The organism is Thioalkalivibrio sp. (genome assembly GCF_041690275.1).
Lineage (GTDB): Bacteria > Pseudomonadota > Gammaproteobacteria > Ectothiorhodospirales > Ectothiorhodospiraceae > Thioalkalivibrio.
The window spans coordinates 1-19,170 of sequence record NZ_JAWLHP010000034.1 but is presented as its reverse complement, the minus strand read 5'-3'; the positions used below and the strand labels follow the sequence as shown (position 1 = coordinate 19,170).

Below are 19,170 nucleotides of genomic sequence, written 5' to 3'. Positions count from 1 at the left end.
GCGGCTTCCAGCCGCGATGCCCTTTCGTCGCACCATGCCCGATCGCGGCCGGAGGCCGCTCCCACATGCGGCTTCCAGCCGCGATGCCCCTTCGCCCCACCATGCCCAATCGCGGCCGGAGGCCGCTCCCACAGCCCCCAGCCGCGATGCCCACCGGTGATCAGCCCGGCCCGCCCCCGGATGCAACCCGGGTCTTCCGGCGGTTCTGCGAAGATTCCGGGTCGAGCCCCAGAATGGGTGCCAGGAAGCGACCGGTGTGGCTGGCCGGCGTGGTGGCGACGGTCTCCGGGGTGCCGGCCACGAGGATCCGGCCGCCCTGGTCGCCGCCCTCGGGCCCGACGTCGATCAGCCAGTCCGCCGTCTTGATCACGTCGAGGTTGTGCTCGATGACCACCACCGTGTTGCCATGGTCGCGCAGCCGGTGGAGGACGGTCAGGAGCTGCTCCACGTCGTGGAAGTGCAGGCCGGTGGTCGGTTCGTCGAGGATGTACAGGGTGCGCCCGGTGTCCCGCTTGGAGAGCTCGCGCGCGAGCTTGATGCGCTGCGCCTCGCCGCCGGACAGGGTGGTTGCGTTCTGACCCAGCTGGATGTAGGACAGGCCAACGTCCATCAGGGTCTCCAGCTTGCGGCGGATCACCGGGACCGCGGCGAAGAATTCGAGGGCATCCTCCACCGTCATCTCCAGCACCTCGTGGATGTTCCGGCCCTTGTACCGGACCTCCAGCGTCTCGCGGTTGTAGCGCTGGCCCCGGCAGACGTCGCAGGGCACGAAGACGTCCGGCAGGAAATGCATCTCCACCTTGATCACGCCATCCCCCTGGCATGCCTCGCAGCGGCCTCCGCGGACGTTGAACGAGAAGCGGCCGGGCCTGTAGCCGCGGGAGCGCGCCTCTCCGGTCGCCGCGAACAGTTCGCGGATCGGGGTGAACAGGCCGGTGTAGGTCGCGGGGTTGGACCGCGGAGTGCGCCCGATCGGGCTCTGATCGATGTCGACCACCTTGTCGATGTACTGGAGTCCGTCCACGCGTTCGTGGGCCGCCACTTCGTGAGCGCCGCGGTGCAGGATGTTGGCGACCGCCGGGTACAGGGTGTCGTTCACGAGCGTGGACTTGCCCGAGCCCGAAACGCCGGTCACGCAGGTGAGCAATCCGATCGGGAACGTCGCATCGATCGCCTTCAGGTTGTTGCCGCGGGCGCCCACCACGGTCAGGAGGCGCTCGGGGTCGGCCTCGCCGCGCCGTTGCGGGATCGGGATGGACCGCTGTCCGGTGAGGTAGGCGCCGGTCAGGGAGTCCGGGTGTTCCGCGATCTCCTCCGGCCGGCCGCTGGCCACGATCCGGCCGCCGTGCCGGCCCGCGCCGGGCCCGATGTCCACCACGAAGTCGGCGCGGCGGATGGCCTCCTCGTCGTGTTCGACCACGATCACGGTATTGCCGAGGTCGCGCAGGTTCAGGAGGGTCCGGAGCAGCCGCTCGTTGTCGCGCTGGTGCAGGCCGATCGATGGCTCGTCCAGGATGTACATCACGCCCACCAGTGCGGAGCCGATCTGCGACGCGAGGCGGATGCGCTGGGCCTCGCCGCCGGAGAGGGTCTCGGCCTGCCGGTCCAGCGTCAGGTAGTCCAGGCCGACGTCGACGAGGAAGCCGAGCCGCGCATCGATCTCGCGCACGATCTTCTCGGCGATCCGCGCGAAGCGTCCCGGTAGCCGCAGCCCCTGGAAGAATTCCCGCGCACCGGCCACGCTCGTGCGGGTGATCGCCGGCAGGTTCCGGCCGTCGATGAACACGTGGCGCGCCGCGGCGCCGAGGCGGGTGCCGTCGCACTCGGGGCAGGGATGGCTCGCCAGATAGCGCCCCAGTTCCTCGCGCACGGCGGGAGAATCTGTCTCCCGATACCGTCGCTCGAGGTTGGGGATCACCCCCTCGAAGCGGCGGGTCTCGGAGCGCATGCGGCCATCGGCGCCGGGATAGGAGAAACGGATCTTCTCGGCACCGGAACCGTGCAGGATCACCGCCCGCACGGATGCCGGCAGGTCGCGCCAAGGGGTCTCGACGTTGAAGCCGTAGTGCTGCGCGAGGCTCAGCATCATGCTGAAATACCAGGCATTGCGACGGTCCCAGCCGCGCACCGCGCCACCCGCGACGCTCAGTTCCGGGACCGCGACCACCCGCTCGGGATCGAAGAACTGACGTACCCCGAGCCCGTCGCAGGCCGGGCAGGCCCCGGCCGGGTTGTTGAAGGAGAACAGACGGGGCTCCAGCTCCCGGATCGAGTAGCCGCATACGGGGCAGGCGAAGCGGGCCGAGAAGACCAGCGGTGCCCGTTCCGGTGCATCCATCCACGCGACCAGCGCCAGGCCATCCGCAAGCTCGGTGGCGGTCTCGAAGGACTCGGCCAGCCGCTGCCGGATATCGTCGCGCACCCTGAAGCGGTCGATCACGATCTCGATGTCATGTTTGCGCTTCGGGTCGATCGGTGGCAGCGCATCGAGGTCGACGATCTCACCGTTGATGCGCGCCCGCAGGAATCCCTGGGCACGCATCGTCTCCAGCTGACGGCTGTGCTCGCCCTTGCGCCCGCGCACGATCGGGGCCAGCAGCATCAGGCGGTCGCCCTCGGGCAGCGCCAGCACCTGGTCCACCATCTGGGAGATGGTCTGGGCGGCGAGCGTTGCGCCGTGTTCGGGGCAGCGCGGTTCCCCGGCGCGGGCGAACAGCAGGCGCAGGTAGTCGTAGATCTCGGTGATGGTCCCGACGGTGGAACGGGGGTTGTGGGAGGTGCTCTTCTGTTCGATGGAGATCGCGGGGGAGAGCCCCTCGATCAGGTCGACGTCGGGCTTCTCCATCATCGACAGGAACTGGCGCGCGTACGTGGACAGACTCTCGACGTACCGCCGCTGGCCTTCCGCGAACAGCGTGTCGAAGGCGAGCGAGGACTTGCCCGAGCCGGATACGCCGGTGACGACGATCAGCTGTTCCCGTGGCAGGTCGAGGTCCACGTTCTTCAGGTTGTGCGTGCGAGCGCCGCGGATCCGGATCGTGGCCATGTTGTCCCCGAGTGGATGAGGTCCTGTTGCCGAACCGGATATGGTAGCACTGCCGTGAATGCGTTCCGGGATTCCTGCGAGTGCCAGGGAGGACGGTGCCGGGGGAGCCGCCCGCGGGACGCCGTATACACGTCCATGTAGGCTTGACGGCAGCATCCCTGCTGCCGACACCCGCGGGCGGCTCCCCCGGCACCGTTCTCTTCGGCCCCGGGTGCCGCCGGGTACCGGGGCTCCGCGGCCAGAGAGCTGACCCCCTGCAGCGTTGGGGTGCCATTCCCTGCGGGTTCATTCCCTGTAAGATTCCGCAACCATTGAAGCGGCGAGGACCGAACACACGCCATGACGCCCACCGAGCTGCGCGCCACATCCGGACTTGCCGCGATCTATGCGGTGCGCATGGTCGGGCTGTTCATGGTGCTGCCGGTGCTGGTGCTGTACACCGGCGTGCTTCCCGGTGCCACCCCGTTCCTGATGGGGCTGGCGCTCGGGGTCTACGGCCTGACCCAGGCGCTGCTGCAGATTCCATTCGGAATCCTGTCCGACCGTGTCGGCCGAAGGCCGCTGATTGCGCTGGGCCTTGTGCTGCTGATCGTCGGAAGCGTGGTGGCCGCGCTGGCGGAAACGGTGTACGGGCTGATCGTCGGCCGGGCGCTGCAGGGCTCCGGGGCGGTGGCGGCGGTGGTGCTGGCCCTCACCGCCGACCTGATCACGGAGGAGCGCCGCACCCGTGCCCTGGCGGTGATCGGGCTCTCGATCGGATTGACCTTCACCGCGGCGATGGTGCTGGGCCCCCTGGTGGACCGCTGGTTCGGGCTGTCGGGCATCTTCTGGCTGACCGCGGGCCTGGGGGTGGTGGCCCTGCTGCTGCTGTTCTTCTGGGTGCCCCGGCCGCTGCACTCGCTGCCGCACCCGGATATGGTGCCGATCCGCGGCGGGCTGTCGCAGGTGCTGCGGGACCGCGAGCTGATGCGGCTGAACGTCGGCGTGTTCATCCTGCACATGACGCTGGCGGCGAATTTCCTGGTGCTGCCGCTGATGCTGGTGACCGGCCTCGATCTGCCCCCGGCGCAGCATTACCAGGTCTACCTGCCGGTACTGGTGCTGGGCTTCGCGCTGATGATTCCCATGGTGATCCGGGCCGAGCGCAGGCGCGCACTGAAGTCCTCGCTGCTGGTGGCCATCGCCGTGCTGCTGGTGGTGCAGGGGCTCCTGCCCTTCGCGAATCACTGGCTGATCCTGGGCCTGGTGCTGGTGCTGTTCTTCGCCGCATTCAACCTGCTCGAGGCGATGCTGCCTTCGCTGGTGGCGAAGACCGCGCCGGTGATCGAGAAGGGCACCGCAATGGGGGTCTTCGCCTCCAGCCAGTTCCTCGGGATCTTCGCCGGCGGCGTATTTGGCGGTGCGTTGATGGCCTACGTCGGGCCGACCGGGGTCTTCGCGCTCGGCCTGGTGGGGGCGATGCTCTGGCTCGTCGTTGCCGGCACCATGGCGCCTCCGAGCCACCTGTCGAACCGCGCCTACGGGCTTCCGCCGCCCTGGCGTTCGGCGGTCGGGGAGCTGGAGTCCCGGATCGGGGAGCTGGCCGGTGTCGGCGAGGTGCGCGTGAGTGCGCACGAGGGGGCGGTCTACCTGAAGGTGGATCCGGCGTGCTTCGACGAGGGCGGGCTGCGCGTCCTGTTCACCAGCTGGCCAGCGCAGTCCACCGAACGGAATTGACCCGCATGGCGGAGCACCGGATCGACAGGAATCATGATTTTCACGTTAAACTAACCCGCCCGATCCAGCGAGCGAACGACAAGGAGGAGCCATGGCCCGCGGAGTGAACAAGGTAATCCTGATCGGCAATCTCGGTGCCGACCCCGAAAAGCGTGAAACGCCGGCGGGCCTGACCATCACCAACCTGCGGCTGGCAACCAGCGAGCAGTGGACCGACAAGCAGAGCGGCGAAAAGCGCGAGAACACCGAATGGCACCGGGTGGTGCTGTTCGGACGTCTCGGCGAGATTGCGGCCCAGTACCTGGGCAAGGGCTCGCAGGTCTACATCGAAGGCCGTATCCAGACGCGCAAGTGGCAGGGCCAGGATGGCCAGGACCGCTACACCACGGAGATCGTCGCCAACGATATGCAGCTGCTGGGAGGGCGTGGCGGCGGCGGCTCCCAGGGCGAACAGGGCCGCGTGTCCGACAACGGATGGGGCGATCAGGGTGGCGGCGGCGGCTCCCCGAGCCGTGCGCCGATTCAGGATGACGATGTCCCGTTCTGACCGGCGGGTTGCGGGTCCCTCTGGTAGTACCGCCGTGCAGCACGCGGAGTCGACCGTGGTGTCGACCCGCCCGATGCGGAGTTCGGTCACTGCGCCCCGTTCCGATGGCGCGGTACCGACGGTCCACGCACCGCCCGTGCGTCGTGTCCATATCCAGACGCACGGTTGCCAGATGAACGAGTACGACTCCTCGCGGATGCTCGATGCCCTGCGCGAGCTGCACGGCACGGAGGTCACCGACGACCCGGCCAGCGCCGATCTGCTGCTGCTGAACACCTGCTCGATCCGGGAGAAGGCGCAGGAAAAGGTCTTCTCGCTGCTCGGAAGGTGGCGCGCGCTGAAGGAACGCCGGCCGGAGGTGATCATCGGCGTCGGTGGCTGCGTCGCGAGCCAGGAGGGCACTGCGCTGCGGGAGCGCGCACCCTTTGTCGATCTGGTCTTCGGGCCGCAGACGCTGCACCGGCTGCCGCAGCTGGTCGAGCAGGTCCGCCGCACGCGCACGCCGGCGGTGGACATCAGCTTTCCGGAGATCGAGAAGTTCGATCGCCTGCCGGAGCCGCGGGCCAGCGGCGCCAGCGCCTTCGTGTCGGTGATGGAGGGCTGCAGCAAGTACTGCAGCTTCTGCGTGGTTCCGTACACGCGCGGCGAGGAGATCAGCCGGCCCTTCGACGACGTGATCGCCGAGGTCGCGGGCCTCGCGGCTCAGGGCGTGAAGGAGATCAACCTGCTCGGGCAGAACGTGAACGCCTACCGGGGAGCGACCCACGATGGCGACAGCGCGGATCTGGCACTCCTGATCCACTACGTGGCGGCGGTGGACGGCATCGAGCGGGTGCGCTTCACCACCTCCCACCCGGTGGAGTTCTCCGACCGTCTGATCCAGGCCTATGCCGACGAACCGAGACTGGTCAGCCACCTGCACCTCCCGGTGCAGAGCGGCTCGGACCGGATCCTCGCGCTGATGAAGCGCGGCCACACGGTGCTCGAGTACAAGTCGAAGATCCGACGGCTGCGGGCGCTGCGGCCGGATCTCGACCTGTCATCGGACTTCATCGTCGGGTTTCCGGGCGAGACCGAAGAGGATCACGCGGCGACCGTGCGCCTGGCGGAGGAGCTGAACTTCGACTTCTCGTTCAGCTTCATCTACAGCGCCCGTCCCGGGACGCCGGCGGCCGGACTGCCGGACGACGTGCCGATGGCCGTGAAGAAGCGGCGGCTGCAGGAGTTGCAGGCAATACTCGAGGCCCAGGGTCAGGCGCGCAACCAGGCGATGGTGGGGAGTGTCCAGCGGGCCCTGGTCGAGGGCCGTTCGCGCCGGGATCCCTCGCGGCTGGCGGCGCGAACCGCGAACAACCGGGTGGTGAACTTCGACGGTTCGCCGGATCTGACCGGGACGATGGTCGATCTGCTGATCACGGAGGCGCAGCCTCATTCGCTGCGCGGGGTGCCTGCAGGCCATGCCGCGGGCAACGGGGCCAGCGGGCGCCTGGCACATGCCACAGAATCGAGCTGACTTCACGCTGGAGCCGGGGGACCAGGAGACGCTTGCGCGCCTGTCCGGTCCGCTCGACGCCCACCTGCGGCTGATCGAGTCCCGCCTCGGCGTGCACGTGCACAACCGCGGTGCGCGTTTCAACGTCACCGGTCCCGAGTCCGCGGTGCCGGCGGCCGAGTCCCTGATCCGGGAGCTGCACGCAATGGCCGTGGAGGAGCCGGTGAGCCTGGAACAGGTTCACACCGCCCTGCAGGCGGCCCATTTGGCCGATCTGCCCGGTGAGGAACCGCCGGAACCGGTACTGAGACTGCGCAAGGCGGTGATCCGGGGCCGCGGCCCGCGGCAGGTACGCTACCTCTCCGCGATCGCCCGCTACGACCTGAACTTCGGTATCGGGCCTGCGGGCACCGGCAAGACCTACCTCGCGATCGCCGCGGCGGTCGCGGCGCTGGAGCAGGACCGGGTGCGCCGCCTGGTGCTGGTCAGGCCGGCCGTGGAGGCGGGGGAGCGTCTGGGCTTTCTGCCCGGCGATCTGGCGCAGAAGATCGATCCCTACCTGCGCCCGATGTACGACGCGCTGTACGAGCTGCTCGGCTTCGATCACGTCGCGCGGCTGATGGAGCGCCAGGTGATCGAGGTTGCGCCACTCGCCTACATGCGTGGACGCACTCTGAACGAGGCCTTCATCATCCTGGACGAGGCGCAGAACACCACTGTCGAGCAGATGAAGATGTTCCTGACCCGGATCGGTTTCGGCTCCACCGCCGTGGTAAACGGGGATGTGACCCAGATCGACCTGCCTCGCGGCCAGCTCTCCGGTCTCCGCCACGCGGCGCGGATCCTGGATGGCGTAGAGGGCGTCAGCACCACCTGGTTCCAGGCGGAGGACGTGGTGCGGCACCCGCTGGTGCAGCGCATCGTCGAGGCCTACGCGGCCCATGGTGGCCAAGAGGGCAATGCTTGAGGTCCACGTGCAGTACGGGTTGCCGCGCGCCGGCTGGCCGGCGGCCGCTACCCTGCACCGCGCGGCGCGTGCGGCCTGGCAGGGCTCCGGAGCCGCGCAGGTGGTGATGCGGATCGTGGACCACACGGAGGGGCTGCGACTGAACCGCGAGTTCCGCGGCCGGGAGCGCCCGACCAACGTGCTGTCCTTTCCGGCGCCTCCCGAGGCGAACGCCCCCGGCCGGCCGATGCTGCTCGGGGACATCGTGCTGTGCGCGCCGGTCCTCGCCGAGGAGGCCGACGCGCAGGGCAAGGACCTGCGGGCACACTTCGCGCACATGGCGGTACACGGAATGCTGCACCTGCAGGGCCTGGATCACCAGACGCTCGAAGAGACGGAGGCCATGGAGACGATTGAGCGCCAAATACTGGGCGGGTTAGGCTACCCGGACCCGTACGCGGAGACGTGCTGAACATGGTTGCAACCCGCATGGGCGCTCTCACGCCCCGTGAGTGGGCGCCGGTGCCGCCGCCCCCGAATCCCTCTACGCCGGGACCGGGGCGACGCGCATCCCCGCCGCCGGCGCGTCGGCCGGCTGCGCGCGGCGGAACGCGGCGGTGGGCCGACTCGCAGTCCCCTTCGCTTCGGGCCAGCGGCGATGTCTGACTCCGGCCGTCCCGACGGTCCTGCGTTGCGCGGCCTGCTGGACCGGCTGGGATCCATGCTGTCCAGCGAGCCGCGCGACCGCACCCAGCTGGTTGAACAGCTCCGGACCGCGCAGACGCGCGAGCTGATCGATCCGGAGGCGCTGGCGATGCTGGAGGGCGTGCTGAATGTCTCCGAAATGCAGGTGCGCGACATCATGGTGCCCCGGGGACAGATGGAGGTCGTGCGCCGGGAGGCGGCCCTGCAGGAGATCGTTCCCGACGTGGTCGCCTCCGCGCATTCACGGCTACCGGTGATCGTCGACAGCCGGGACGAGGTCGTGGGGATCCTGCTCGCCAAGGACCTGCTCCGCTTCTTTCCCGATGCCAGCGGCGAGACCTTCGACATGCAGGAGATCCTGCGGCCGGCGGTCTTCGTCCCGGAGAGCAAGCGCCTGAACGTGCTGCTGAAGGAATTTCGTCTGAGCCGCAATCACATGGCCATCGTCGTCGACGAGTACGGCGGCGTGGCGGGTCTGGTGACCATCGAGGACGTGCTCGAACAGATCGTCGGCGAGATCGAGGACGAACACGACGTCGACGACTACCTTACGCAGATCCTGCAGCACCCGGGCGAGCGCTACACGATCAAGGCGCTGACGCCGATCGAGGAGTTCAACGCCTTCTTCCAGACCGATTTCAGCGAGGAGGACTTCGACACCATCGGCGGCCTGCTGCTCTCCCGCTTCGGGCACGTGCCGAGGCGCGGGGAGAGCGTGGCCTTCGACGGCATGGAGTTTCGGGTGCTGCGCGCCGACAACCGGCGCCTGCATCTGGTGGAGATGCGCCGTGTGGCGGAATCCGCCCCGCCCGCCGATCCCGCGGGCTCCTGAGCCGCCTGCACCATGAGGCCTGGTGCCCGAGTGCCGGATCGGCGTGGCGAACCGGAGCCGTTGCTGTGGCTCGCCGGCCGGCCGCTGTGCGGATGGCCGGCCACGGTGGTGTCCCTGCTGGCCGGCGTGGTGGTGGCGCTGGCCTTCGCGCCATTCAACCTCTTCCTGCTGGCCCCGGTCGGACTGGCGCTGTGGTTTGCGGTACTGCGGGGCGCCCCGCCCGGGCCCGCATTCCGCCACGGCTTCGCCTTCGGCCTGGGCCTGTTCGGGTTCGGTGTGAGCTGGGTCTTCAACAGCCTGCTGATCTTCGGGCAGGCACCCTGGCTGGTCGCGACGCTGATCACGGTGCTGTTCGTGCTCTACCTCGCGCTCTACCCGGCCGCGCTCGGCTGGGTGGTTGCGCGGTACCTGGGCCGGGCGCCGCTGCTGCCGTGGCTGCTGGCGCTGGCAGCCGGCTTCGTGCTGCTGGAACTCCTGCGCGGCTGGCTGTTCTCCGGCTTTCCGTGGCTGCTGGCGGGGCACGTTCTGCTGGACAGCCCGGCGGGGTTCTGGCTGCCGCTGGCCGGCGAGACGGGCGCCGGACTGGTGGTGACACTGCTGGCCGTGGTCGTGGTGCTGCTGACCGCGGGGCGCTTCGCCGGCGCCGTGCTGGTGCTGGCGCCGCTGCTGCTGGCGTCGCTGGTCGCGATGCCCTGGCAGTGGGTCCGCGCATCGGGGGAGCCCGTCACCGTCGCCGTCGTGCAGGGCAATATCGAGCAGGCCCGGAAATGGGAGGAGGACGGGGTGCACCACGCCCTCGACCTCTACACCACGATGAGCGGGGAGGCGGGGCAAGCCGACCTGCTGGTCTGGCCGGAGACTGCGATCCCGGCCTTTTACTTCGAGGTGTATCCGGTGCTGGAGCCGTTCGCGGCGCGGCTCGAGACCGAGGGCACCGAGCTGGTGACCGGCATCTTCGACCACGATCCGGTCGACCGCTCGATGTACAACAGCATCCGTAACGTCACCAGCGGTGCGACCTACGACAAGCGGCAGCTGGTGCCCTTCGGCGAGTACCTTCCGCTGCGCGACCGCCTGGACTGGCTGCACCGGCTGCTGGACATCCCGATGTCCGACCTGAAGCCGGGAACCGGCCGCGGGCTGGTGGACATGGCCGGCCAGGCAGCGGGACTGTCCATCTGCTACGAAGCGGCCTACGCGCGCCGCCTGCGCACCGCGTTGCCGGAGGCGGCCTTTCTGCTGAACGTGAGCAACGACGCATGGTTCGGCGCGACGCTGGCACCGCACCAGCACCTGCAGATCGCGCGGGTGCGGGCCCTGGAGATGGGGCGGCCGATGATCCGCGCGACCAACACCGGGATCTCGGCACTGATCGATGCCGATGGACGGGTCACCGGGCGTGCCGGGCTGTTCACGCGCGAGGTGCTGCGCGGCGAAGTGCAGCCGCGGCAGGGACACACGCCAGCCGCGCTTCTGGGTCCGTGGCCGGCGCTGGCGTTCGCCCTGGTGCTGCTGATTCCCGCGCTGCGTCACCGCCGCGCGGGCTGATGGCTGCGCCTACTCGGAACCCTCCGGTGCCGGGCCGCCCCGGTGGAAGCGGGTGTTGCGGCAATGCGGGCAGGGCGGAATGCGCCCCACCCGGGACAGGTGCATGGTGCCGCCGCATTCCAGGCAGGTCAGTTCGCCGGGCCCGGTGATCTCGCCGGTGTGCCACTCCCCCACCCGGTATGCGCGCTCCGCCAGCGCAGCGAGCTCCAGCTTGGTCCGGTCCGCAACGGTGCCGAGCGCGTTCAGGAGGCTGGCCTCGATCAGTGTGAGATCGATGCGCAGCCAGCTCCGCCAGTCCGATTCGCTGGATTCCAGAAACGCGCCCAGGTCATGCAGGTCCCGGCGCACGTACTCCATCACCCGTTCGGTCTCCTCCTGGGTGAGGTGTTCCGCCTCGGCCACCCGTCTGCGCGCATTCTCCAGCATCTCGTTCAACGCCAGGCTGCCGCGATCCGAGGCACCCTCGAGGTCCCCGGCCACCTGTTCCAGCATCTCCCGGTAGGCCTTCTCCAGGCGGTCTTCCTGCGGACTGCCGTTCTCGCTCATCTGCTCGTCTCCTTGGCCATTCCCTGACTTAACTTAGCACGCCGGAACGCAGCCGCGCCGCCCCCGCTCCGGCTTGGTCGCCGCGGTTCGCGGCTGGTATTCTGATGGTTTGGCTCAACCCGGGACACACCGTCGATGCAGGAAAGCTACGATCCCGCCGAGGTCGAGACCTCCGTCCAGGAGCGCTGGGAGCGGGACCGCCGCTTCGAGGCCCGGGAGGATGCCGGGGGGGAACCCTTCTACTGCCTGTCGATGTTTCCCTACCCCTCGGGGAAGCTGCACATGGGGCATGTGCGCAACTACACCATCGGAGACGTGATCGCGCGTTTCCAGCGGATGCAGGGCCGCAACGTGCTGCAGCCAATGGGCTGGGACGCCTTCGGCCTGCCGGCGGAGAACGCGGCCATCGCGAACGGCGTGCCCCCGGCACGCTGGACGCGCCAGAACATCGAGCAGATGCGCGCCCAGCTCAAGCGCCTCGGCTTCGCCTACGACTGGAGCCGGGAACTTGCGACCTGCGACCCCGCGTACTACCGGTGGGAACAGTGGCTGTTCGTCCGACTGCTCAAGAAGGGTCTCGTGTACCGCCGGCTGGCCACCGTGAACTGGGATCCGGTGGACCAGACCGTGCTGGCCAACGAGCAGGTGATCGATGGCCGCGGATGGCGCTCCGGCGCGGTGGTGGAGCGGCGCGAGATGCCGCAGTGGTTCCTGCGCATCACCGATTACGCCGACGAGCTGCTCGAGGCGCTGGACGACCTGGACGGCTGGCCCGAACAGGTGCGGGCGATGCAGCGGAACTGGATCGGACGCTCCGAGGGCGTCGAGCTGGACTTCGCGGGCGCGGGCAGCGAGGCCCTGACCGTGTACACCACGCGGCCGGACACCCTGATGGGGGTGACCTACGTCGCGCTGGCCCCGGAGCATCCCTGGGTGGCCCGGCTGGCCGGGGTGGATCCGGAACTGGCGGCCTTCGTGGACGACTGCCGCCGGCGCGGCGTGGCGGAGGCGGACCTGGCCACCATGGAGAAGCTCGGTCGCCCGCTGGGAATCGACGTCACGCACCCCATCAGCGGCGAGCCGATCCCCGTATGGGTCGCGAATTTCGTGCTGATGGAGTACGGCACCGGCGCGGTGATGTCGGTCCCGGCCCACGACGAGCGTGACCACGCCTTCGCGCGGCAGTACGGACTGCCCATCCGGCAGGTGATCGAGCCCGCGGACGGCGGTGACTGGGATATCGAGGCCGAGGCCTTCACCGGCTACGGACGGCTGACCGCGTCGGGGCCATTCAGCGGCCTGAGTTCGGAGGAGGCCTTCGGGGCGATCGCCCGGGACCTCGAGGCGCGCGGTCGGGGGCGGCGGCGCCGCAACTACCGCCTGCGCGACTGGGGCATCTCGCGCCAGCGCTACTGGGGGTGCCCGATCCCGGTGATCCACTGCGAACAGTGCGGCGCGGTGCCGGTGCCCGAATCGGAACTGCCGGTGGTGCTGCCGGAGGACGTGGTGCCGGATGGTTCCGGTTCGCCGCTGGTCCGCATGCCGGCGTTCTACGACACCAACTGCCCGGAGTGCGGGCGACCCGCGCGTCGCGAGACGGACACCTTCGACACCTTCTTTGAATCGTCCTGGTACTACGCGCGCTACTGTTCGGCGGACAATCGCGAGGCGATGCTCGATGCGCGCGCCGACCACTGGCTTCCGGTCCACCAGTACGTGGGCGGGGTCGAGCACGCGGTCCTGCACCTCCTGTATGCACGCTTCTTCCACAAGCTGCTGCGCGACGAGGGCCTGCTGCACAGCGACGAGCCCTTTACCCGCCTGCTGACCCAGGGGATGGTGATCGCGCCGACCTTCTACCGCGAGCGCGCCGACGGCGGGCGTGACTGGATCAACCCGGCCGCGGTCGAGGTCACGCACGCCAGGGACGGGAGCATCGAGGCCCGGGAGCGCGGGACCGGCGCGCCGGTCCGTCCCGGCGGCCTGGAAAAGATGTCCAAGTCGAAGAACAACGGGGTGGACCCGCAGGCCCTGATCGAAGGCTACGGCGCGGATACCGCCCGGCTGTTCACCATGTTCGCCGCGCCCCCGGACCTGTCTCTGGAGTGGTCGGATTCCGGGGTCGAGGGTGCACACCGCTTTCTGAAGCGCCTCTGGCGACAGGTCTTCGAGTGCCGTTGTACGCAGTCCACCCCGATGCGCCCGGATCCGGACCGGCTCGACGACGCCGGCCGCAGGCTGCGGCGCAAGTTGCACGAGACCATCGCGAAGGTCACCGACGATATCGGCCGCCGCCAGACCTTCAATACCGCGATCGCGGCATGCATGGAGCTGTTGAACGAGGTGTCCCGCCTGGCGCCGGAAGAACCCGACGCCGCCGCCCTGCGCCGCGAGTGCCTGACCGATCTCGTGCTGATGCTGGCGCCGATCGTGCCGCACGTCTGCCAGGTCCTCTGGGAAGCCCTCGGCCACCGTGGCCTGGTGGCGGATGCGGCCTGGCCCGGGGTCGACAGCACGGCACTGGTGGCCGAGGAGGTCACCCTGGCGGTGCAGGTGAACGGCAAGCTGCGCGCCCAGATCCAGGTCGCGGCGGATGCGTCGCGCGAGGCGGTGGAGGCGGCCGCGCAGGCGGACGCAAACGTGCAGCGGCATCTGGCCGGTCAACAGGTGGTGAAGGTGATCGTGGTGCCGGGGCGCCTGGTGAACCTGGTGGCCAGCGCCTCGTGAACCCGCGTCGAAGGCTGTTGCTGGCCCTGCCGGCGCTGCTGGTGGCCGGGTGCGGATTCGAGTTGCGCGGCGCTCCCGACTGGCCGGCCCGGCTGGATCCGATTCACATCAGCGGTCTGGGCGCACGCGACCCCTTCTACCTGACGCTTGTCCGCAGCCTGCGCTCGGCCGGGGTCGAGACACTGGACGAATCCTCCCCGGATGCCGCGGAATTGCGGGTGGTCTCGCTGCGCAACCAGCGCCGGGTCCTTTCGGTGACTGGCGCCGCGCGCGTCAGCGAGTACGAGTTCTCGCGGGTGCTGGAAGCGGAGCTCCGTCTCCCGGACGGGGGCGAGGCGCTGCCGCTCGGGCCGCTGCGCGCGAGCCGGGTCTACGTCTTCGATGCCTCCGCGGCACTGAGCCAGAGCGACCGGGAGGAAGAGCTGGCCCGCGCAATGGATCGCGACCTCCAGCGGATGCTTCAGCTGCGTGTTCAGGCGGTGATGGGCGATCGGCAACCGTCGGATGCGGGTCCCTGAGGTCCGGCTTGCCCGTCGATCCGCTGCAACTGGACGCTGCGCTGGCCCGCGGTCTGCGGCCCATCTACGCGATTCTCGGTGAGGAACCGCTGCAGGCCCTCGAGGCGGCCGATGCGGTGCGCGCGGCGGCGCGCGCGGCTGGCTTCGCGGCGCGGACGGTGCTGGACCTGTCCGGCAGCGGAGACTGGACGAGCTTCGAGGCCGCGGTGCGCGACCGGTCACTGTTCGCGGAACGCGGCCTTGTCGATCTGCGGCTGCCTTCCGGGAAGCCCGGCAGGATCGGCGGCGAGCACCTGAAACGCTATGCGGAGCAGCCGCCGTCGGACCTCGTGCTGCTGGTGCAACTGCCTCGCCCCGACCGCGACATGCGGCGGACGGCCTGGTTCAGGGCGATGGAAAAGGTCGGGGTGGTGGTGCACGCGCGGCCGGTTCCCCCGGCGCGTCTGGGCGCGTGGATCCGGGAACGGCTCGGCCGGGCCGGCATCGCCATCCAGCCGGATGCCCTGGCGATGCTGGCCGCACGGGTCGAGGGAAACCTGCTGGCCGCGCGTCAGGAGGTGGAGAAGCTGGCACTCTTCGGGGTTGCCGACGTCGATGTCGACACCCTGCAGCAGGGTCTGGCCGATGCCGCGCGGTTCGACCTGTTCCAGCTGCCGCCGGTGGCGCTGTCGGGAGAGACCGCGCGAGCGCTGCGCATGCTGCGCGCGATGCTCGAAGAGGGCCAGCCGGAACCGCTGATTCTCTGGGCCCTCAGCCGGGACATACGGGCGCTGGCCGTCGCCGCGGAACGCCGGGCCGCGGGCGAGTCGACCGCGACGGTAGTGAAGGGTTTCCGCGGCACGGACCCCTCGGCGCTGGGCAAGGCGCTGGCGCGGGTGCAGGCGGACACCGCCCGGGACCTGCTCGCCCGCGCGGCCCGCGTGGACCGCGTGATCAAGGGGCGCGAGGCGGGCAACGCGGGCAGGCAGTTGTTAGACTTGGTGGCAGCCCTGTCGGGCCGTCCCCTGGAGGGACTGGAGAGAGGAATCACATGAGCGTGGCAAGCCCTGGAACCGAGGCCGTGATCGCCGACGTCCCCGCCTACATGCGGGGGCTGGGCGAGGCCGCGCGCGCGGCCTCGCGCGTGCTGGCCGAGGCGGATACGGGGCGCAAGAACACCGGGCTGACGACGATCGCGGAGGTGATCCTGGACCGGCGCGCAACGCTGATCGAGGCCAACCGCCGGGATCTCGAGGCCGGCCGGGCCCGCGGTCTGGACGCGGCGCTGCTGGACCGCCTGGCGCTCAACGACACGCGTATCGATGCCATGGCCGAGGGCTGCCGCCAGGTCGCGGCCCTCGCGGACCCGGTGGGCGAGATCTCCGGTCTGGCCTACCGACCCAGCGGCATCCAGGTCGGACGCATGCGGGTGCCCCTCGGGGTGATCGGCATCATATACGAGTCGCGCCCGAACGTGACCATCGACGCCGCCGCCCTGTGTCTGAAGTCCGGGAACGCGACGATACTGCGGGGCGGTTCCGAGGCCGTGCACTCGAACCGGGCGCTGGCCGGGATCATCCAGACGGCGCTCGAAGGCGCCGACCTGCCGTGGTCCGCCGTGCAGATCGTCGAGACCACCGATCGTGCGGCGGTGGGCGAGCTGCTGCGCATGTCGGCCTATGTCGACGTGCTGGTACCGCGCGGCGGCAAGGGGCTGATCGAACGGGTCAGCCGGGAGTCCCTGATCCCGGTGATCAAGCACCTGGACGGGGTCTGTCACGTGTATATCGACGCCGCCGCGGACGCCGAGAAGGCCTTCGGAGTCGCGGTGAATGCGAAGACACAGCGCTACGGTACCTGCAACACCATGGAGACCCTGCTGGTGCACCGGGATCAGGCCCGGGCGATGCTGCCGCGGCTTCAGCGGGCCTTTGCCGGGCACGGCGTCGAGCTGCGCGGCTGCGAAGGGACCCGCGCGGTGCTCCCGGACGTCCATCCCGCAACGGAGAGCGACTGGACGGAGGAGTACCTCGCGCCGGTGCTTGCGATCCGGATCGTGGAGTCCCTGGATCAGGCAATGGATCACATCAATACCTACGGTTCCCGGCACACCGACAGCATCATCACCGAGGACTGGTCCGCGGCGCGGCGCTTCCTGCGTGCGGTCGATTCCAGTTCCGTGATGGTGAATGCCTCCACCCGCTTCGCGGACGGTTTCGAGTACGGACTCGGCGCCGAGATCGGCATCAGTACCGACAAGCTGCATGCGCGCGGTCCGGTCGGGCTGGAGGGGCTGACGACCCAGAAATACGTGGTGCTCGGTGACGGGCATGTCCGGACCTGAACCGGAGCGGCGGGTGAGCGGCCCGAGGGGCGTGGTCAGCGAGGCCGGCCGCATATCCGGGAGGCTCGCGGGTTCGTGATCGGAGTCCTCGGCGGTACCTTCGATCCGGTTCATTTCGGGCATCTGCGTCCGGCCCTCGAGGTGCACGAGTCACTCGGCCTCGACGAGCTGCGTTTCGTTCCCAGCCGCGTGCCACCGCACCGGGAGTCCCCGGAGGTGCCGGCGGATCACCGCCTGGCCATGGTCGAGCGCGCGATCGCCGGAGTGCCCGGCTTCGTCGCCGACGCCCGGGAGCTTTCGCGACCGGGTCCCTCGTTCACCGTCGATACCCTCCGCGAGCTCCGCGAGGAGATCGGTGCGGAGCGCCCGTTGCTGCTGGTGATGGGGATGGATGCCTTTGCCGGCCTCGACAGTTGGCACCGGTGGCGGGAGATCCCGCGACTGGCCCATGTCGTCGCAACCCAGCGACCTGGCATCGAGCCCGCCACGGACTCGCCCTGCATGGCGCTGGCCGAGGTCGCGGATTCGGTGGCGGCACTGCAGGGCGCGCCCAGCGGGCGGGTCTGCTTCCAGCCGGTCACCCAGCTGGACATCTCCGGCACGGCGATCCGCGAGTGTCTGCGGTCCGGGCGCAGCCCCCGGTTTCTGTTGCCCGGCAGTGTCCTGCACTACATTGCCGAGCACCGGCTCTACCGCGATGCTGCCGCGCCCTCCGAATGAGAACAGACCAGGAAGGAAACCATGCAGAGTGAACGGCTCGTCGATCTCGTAACGCAGGCCCTCGATGACATGAAGGGCGCGCAGATCCGTGTGCTGGACGTGCGCGGGAAGACCCCGCTCGCTGATTACATGGTGATTGCCAGCGGCACGTCCAACCGGCATGTGAAGTCGCTGGCGGATACGGTGGTCGAGAAGGCGAAGGAATCCGGCGTCCGGGCCCTCGGCGTCGAGGGGCAGGATGGCCAGGAATGGGTGCTGGTCGACCTGAACGACGTGATCGTGCACGTGATGCTGCCCGCGGTCCGGGACTTCTACAACCTCGAGAAGCTCTGGCTCGCTGAGGACGGAGGCGGGGACACCGCGGCGCCGTCCGGGGCCGAGGCCTTCCCGGGGCCCGATCTCGTGCGCCGGATGCGGCGCTGACCCCCGGTTCCGTGCGCCTGCATCTGCTCGCGATCGGCCAGCGCATGCCGGGCTGGGTGGCCAGGGGCTTCGACGAGTACGCGGCCCGAATGCCCCGGGAGCTGCCGCTGACGCTGCGGGCCCTGCCCGGTCCGGCCCGCTCGCGGGCGATGGATACCGCCACGCTGCGCCGGCTCGAGGGCCGGTCCCTGCTCGCGGCCATTCCCGAGCAGGCGCTGGTCGTTGCGCTGGACGAGCAGGGGCGGGCGGTCGATACCCGGAGGCTCGCGGACCGCCTGGCGGGATGGCAGCAATCGGGCCGCGACGTGGCGCTGGTGATCGGCGGGGCGGCCGGGCTCGACGAGGCCTTGCGCGAGCGCGCCGACTGGCTGTGGTCGCTGTCTCCGCTGACCTTTCCCCACATGCTGGTGCGGGTGCTGGTGGCCGAACAGCTCTACCGGGCCTGGTCGCTGCTCAACAACCATCCCTACCACCGCGCGTGACCCGGCCGCTGCTTCTTGCCTCCGCGTCGCCGCGTCGCCGGGAGCTTCTGGCGCAACTGGGTCTGCAATTCACGGTGGCGCCGGTGGGCATCGACGAGTCGCCGCGGCCCGGCGAGGCACCGGCGGCGCTGGTGTCGCGGCTGTCCCGGGCCAAGGCGGAGGTTGCGCTCGCCGCGGCCGATCCGCAGCAGTGGGTGCTCGGCGCCGACACCGTCGTTGCCGTGGGGCAGGAGATCCTCGGCAAGCCCGGAAACGGAGCGGCCGCGGCGGCGATGCTGCGTCGGCTGTCGGGCCGGGGACACACGGTGTACACCGGCCTCCACCTCGCGCGGCGGAACCATTCCGGTCACGGGCGAACCGTCCGCACCCGGGTGCGGATGCGCGTGATCGAGGACTCCGAGATCAGCGCCTACGTGGCTACGGGGGAGCCGCTGGGCAAGGCCGGCGCCTATGCGATCCAGGGCCGGGCCGCCGCCTTCGTGCGCTGCATCGCGGGTTCCTACAGCAATGTCGTGGGGCTGCCACTGTTCGAACTGGACGCGATGCTGCGCGGGCTGCCCGACCCGCCCGGCCGGTTCTCCACTCCGCGGACCCCGTAG

At 69.7% G+C, this 19,170-nt stretch carries 17 protein-coding genes; 15 read left to right on the top strand and 2 right to left on the bottom strand.

Features of this window, described 5'->3' with window-relative positions; genetic code table 11:
- Positions 1-160: 160 nt before the first annotated feature.
- The gene (gene uvrA, locus ACESMN_RS08170) at positions 161-3,046 is read right to left on the bottom strand and encodes an excinuclease ABC subunit UvrA (RefSeq protein ID WP_373053102.1); all 2,886 of its coding nucleotides are present in this window, start codon (positions 3,044-3,046) and stop codon (positions 161-163) included.
- Between the two features lie 339 nt (positions 3,047-3,385).
- On the opposite strand from uvrA, the gene ACESMN_RS08165 reads away from it, so the two are divergent.
- The 7 genes from ACESMN_RS08165 to lnt all read left to right on the top strand — a co-directional run bounded on the left by ACESMN_RS08165 (position 3,386) and on the right by lnt (position 10,832).
- The gene (locus ACESMN_RS08165) at positions 3,386-4,762 is read left to right on the top strand and encodes an MFS transporter (RefSeq protein WP_373053101.1); all 1,377 of its coding nucleotides are present in this window, start codon (positions 3,386-3,388) and stop codon (positions 4,760-4,762) included.
- Positions 4,763-4,853: 91 nt separating this feature from the next.
- Complete coding sequence (gene ssb / locus ACESMN_RS08160) at positions 4,854-5,309, top strand: single-stranded DNA-binding protein (protein ID WP_373053100.1); 456 nt, start codon at positions 4,854-4,856, stop codon at positions 5,307-5,309.
- 73 nt (positions 5,310-5,382) lie between these two features.
- Positions 5,383-6,822, top strand: a complete 1,440-nt coding sequence (miaB, locus tag ACESMN_RS08155; protein WP_373053129.1) for a tRNA (N6-isopentenyl adenosine(37)-C2)-methylthiotransferase MiaB — start codon at positions 5,383-5,385, stop codon at positions 6,820-6,822.
- Entirely contained in the window at positions 6,803-7,768 is a 966-nt protein-coding gene (locus ACESMN_RS08150; protein ID WP_373053099.1) for a PhoH family protein, read from the top strand. Before miaB ends, ACESMN_RS08150 begins: the two co-directional genes overlap by 20 nt.
- A complete protein-coding gene (gene ybeY / locus ACESMN_RS08145; RefSeq protein WP_373053098.1) occupies positions 7,761-8,219 on the top strand; it encodes an rRNA maturation RNase YbeY in 459 nt (152 codons plus the stop codon). The genes ACESMN_RS08150 and ybeY overlap by 8 nt, the downstream gene beginning before the upstream one ends.
- A 186-nt stretch (positions 8,220-8,405) precedes the next feature.
- On the top strand, positions 8,406-9,284 hold the full coding sequence (locus ACESMN_RS08140; RefSeq protein ID WP_373053097.1) for an HlyC/CorC family transporter: 879 nt from the start codon (positions 8,406-8,408) through the stop codon (positions 9,282-9,284).
- A gap of 63 nt (positions 9,285-9,347) precedes the next feature.
- Complete coding sequence (lnt, locus tag ACESMN_RS08135) at positions 9,348-10,832, top strand: apolipoprotein N-acyltransferase (protein WP_373053128.1); 1,485 nt, start codon at positions 9,348-9,350, stop codon at positions 10,830-10,832.
- A 9-nt stretch (positions 10,833-10,841) separates the two neighbouring features.
- On the opposite strand, the gene ACESMN_RS08130 is transcribed toward lnt, so the two are convergent.
- Positions 10,842-11,378, bottom strand: a complete 537-nt coding sequence (locus ACESMN_RS08130) for a zinc ribbon-containing protein (protein WP_373053096.1) — start codon at positions 11,376-11,378, stop codon at positions 10,842-10,844.
- Positions 11,379-11,513: 135 nt separating this feature from the next.
- On the opposite strand from ACESMN_RS08130, the gene leuS reads away from it, so the two are divergent.
- The 8 genes from leuS to ACESMN_RS08090 all read left to right on the top strand — a co-directional run bounded on the left by leuS (position 11,514) and on the right by ACESMN_RS08090 (position 19,170).
- Complete coding sequence (leuS, locus tag ACESMN_RS08125; RefSeq protein WP_373053095.1) at positions 11,514-14,105, top strand: leucine--tRNA ligase; 2,592 nt, start codon at positions 11,514-11,516, stop codon at positions 14,103-14,105.
- Positions 14,102-14,623 carry an LPS assembly lipoprotein LptE gene (gene lptE / locus ACESMN_RS08120; RefSeq protein WP_373053094.1) on the top strand — a complete coding sequence of 174 codons (522 nt, stop codon included), beginning with the start codon at positions 14,102-14,104 and terminating at the stop codon, positions 14,621-14,623. Before leuS ends, lptE begins: the two co-directional genes overlap by 4 nt.
- 8 nt (positions 14,624-14,631) lie before the next feature.
- Complete coding sequence (holA, locus tag ACESMN_RS08115) at positions 14,632-15,657, top strand: DNA polymerase III subunit delta (protein ID WP_373053093.1); 1,026 nt, start codon at positions 14,632-14,634, stop codon at positions 15,655-15,657.
- Complete coding sequence (locus tag ACESMN_RS08110; protein ID WP_373053092.1) at positions 15,654-16,946, top strand: glutamate-5-semialdehyde dehydrogenase; 1,293 nt, start codon at positions 15,654-15,656, stop codon at positions 16,944-16,946. The genes holA and ACESMN_RS08110 overlap by 4 nt, the downstream gene beginning before the upstream one ends.
- Positions 16,947-17,021: 75 nt before the next feature.
- A complete protein-coding gene (nadD, locus tag ACESMN_RS08105; RefSeq protein WP_373053091.1) occupies positions 17,022-17,666 on the top strand; it encodes a nicotinate-nucleotide adenylyltransferase in 645 nt (214 codons plus the stop codon).
- A 21-nt stretch (positions 17,667-17,687) separates the two neighbouring features.
- Positions 17,688-18,089 (top strand): ribosome silencing factor, encoded by a 402-nt coding sequence (rsfS, locus tag ACESMN_RS08100; RefSeq protein WP_373053090.1) that lies wholly within the window; start codon positions 17,688-17,690, stop codon positions 18,087-18,089.
- Between the two features lie 11 nt (positions 18,090-18,100).
- Positions 18,101-18,571 (top strand): 23S rRNA (pseudouridine(1915)-N(3))-methyltransferase RlmH, encoded by a 471-nt coding sequence (rlmH, locus tag ACESMN_RS08095; protein ID WP_373053089.1) that lies wholly within the window; start codon positions 18,101-18,103, stop codon positions 18,569-18,571.
- Positions 18,568-19,170 (top strand): Maf family protein, encoded by a 603-nt coding sequence (locus ACESMN_RS08090; RefSeq protein WP_373053088.1) that lies wholly within the window; start codon positions 18,568-18,570, stop codon positions 19,168-19,170. The genes rlmH and ACESMN_RS08090 overlap by 4 nt, the downstream gene beginning before the upstream one ends.

Excerpts from the sequence above, each read along its gene's own strand:
- uvrA (WP_373053102.1), bottom strand. The coding sequence starts at position 3,046 with ATGGCCACGATCCGGATCCGCGGCGCTCGCACGCACAACCTGAAGAAC.
- ACESMN_RS08165 (WP_373053101.1), top strand. The coding sequence starts at position 3,386 with ATGACGCCCACCGAGCTGCGCGCCACATCCGGACTTGCCGCGATCTAT.
- ssb (WP_373053100.1), top strand. The coding sequence starts at position 4,854 with ATGGCCCGCGGAGTGAACAAGGTAATCCTGATCGGCAATCTCGGTGCC.
- miaB (WP_373053129.1), top strand. The coding sequence starts at position 5,383 with ATGCGGAGTTCGGTCACTGCGCCCCGTTCCGATGGCGCGGTACCGACG.
- ACESMN_RS08150 (WP_373053099.1), top strand. The coding sequence starts at position 6,803 with ATGCCACAGAATCGAGCTGACTTCACGCTGGAGCCGGGGGACCAGGAG.
- ybeY (WP_373053098.1), top strand. The coding sequence starts at position 7,761 with ATGCTTGAGGTCCACGTGCAGTACGGGTTGCCGCGCGCCGGCTGGCCG.
- ACESMN_RS08140 (WP_373053097.1), top strand. The coding sequence starts at position 8,406 with ATGTCTGACTCCGGCCGTCCCGACGGTCCTGCGTTGCGCGGCCTGCTG.
- ACESMN_RS08130 (WP_373053096.1), bottom strand. The coding sequence starts at position 11,378 with ATGAGCGAGAACGGCAGTCCGCAGGAAGACCGCCTGGAGAAGGCCTAC.
- leuS (WP_373053095.1), top strand. The coding sequence starts at position 11,514 with ATGCAGGAAAGCTACGATCCCGCCGAGGTCGAGACCTCCGTCCAGGAG.
- ACESMN_RS08110 (WP_373053092.1), top strand. The coding sequence starts at position 15,654 with ATGAGCGTGGCAAGCCCTGGAACCGAGGCCGTGATCGCCGACGTCCCC.
- rsfS (WP_373053090.1), top strand. The coding sequence starts at position 17,688 with ATGCAGAGTGAACGGCTCGTCGATCTCGTAACGCAGGCCCTCGATGAC.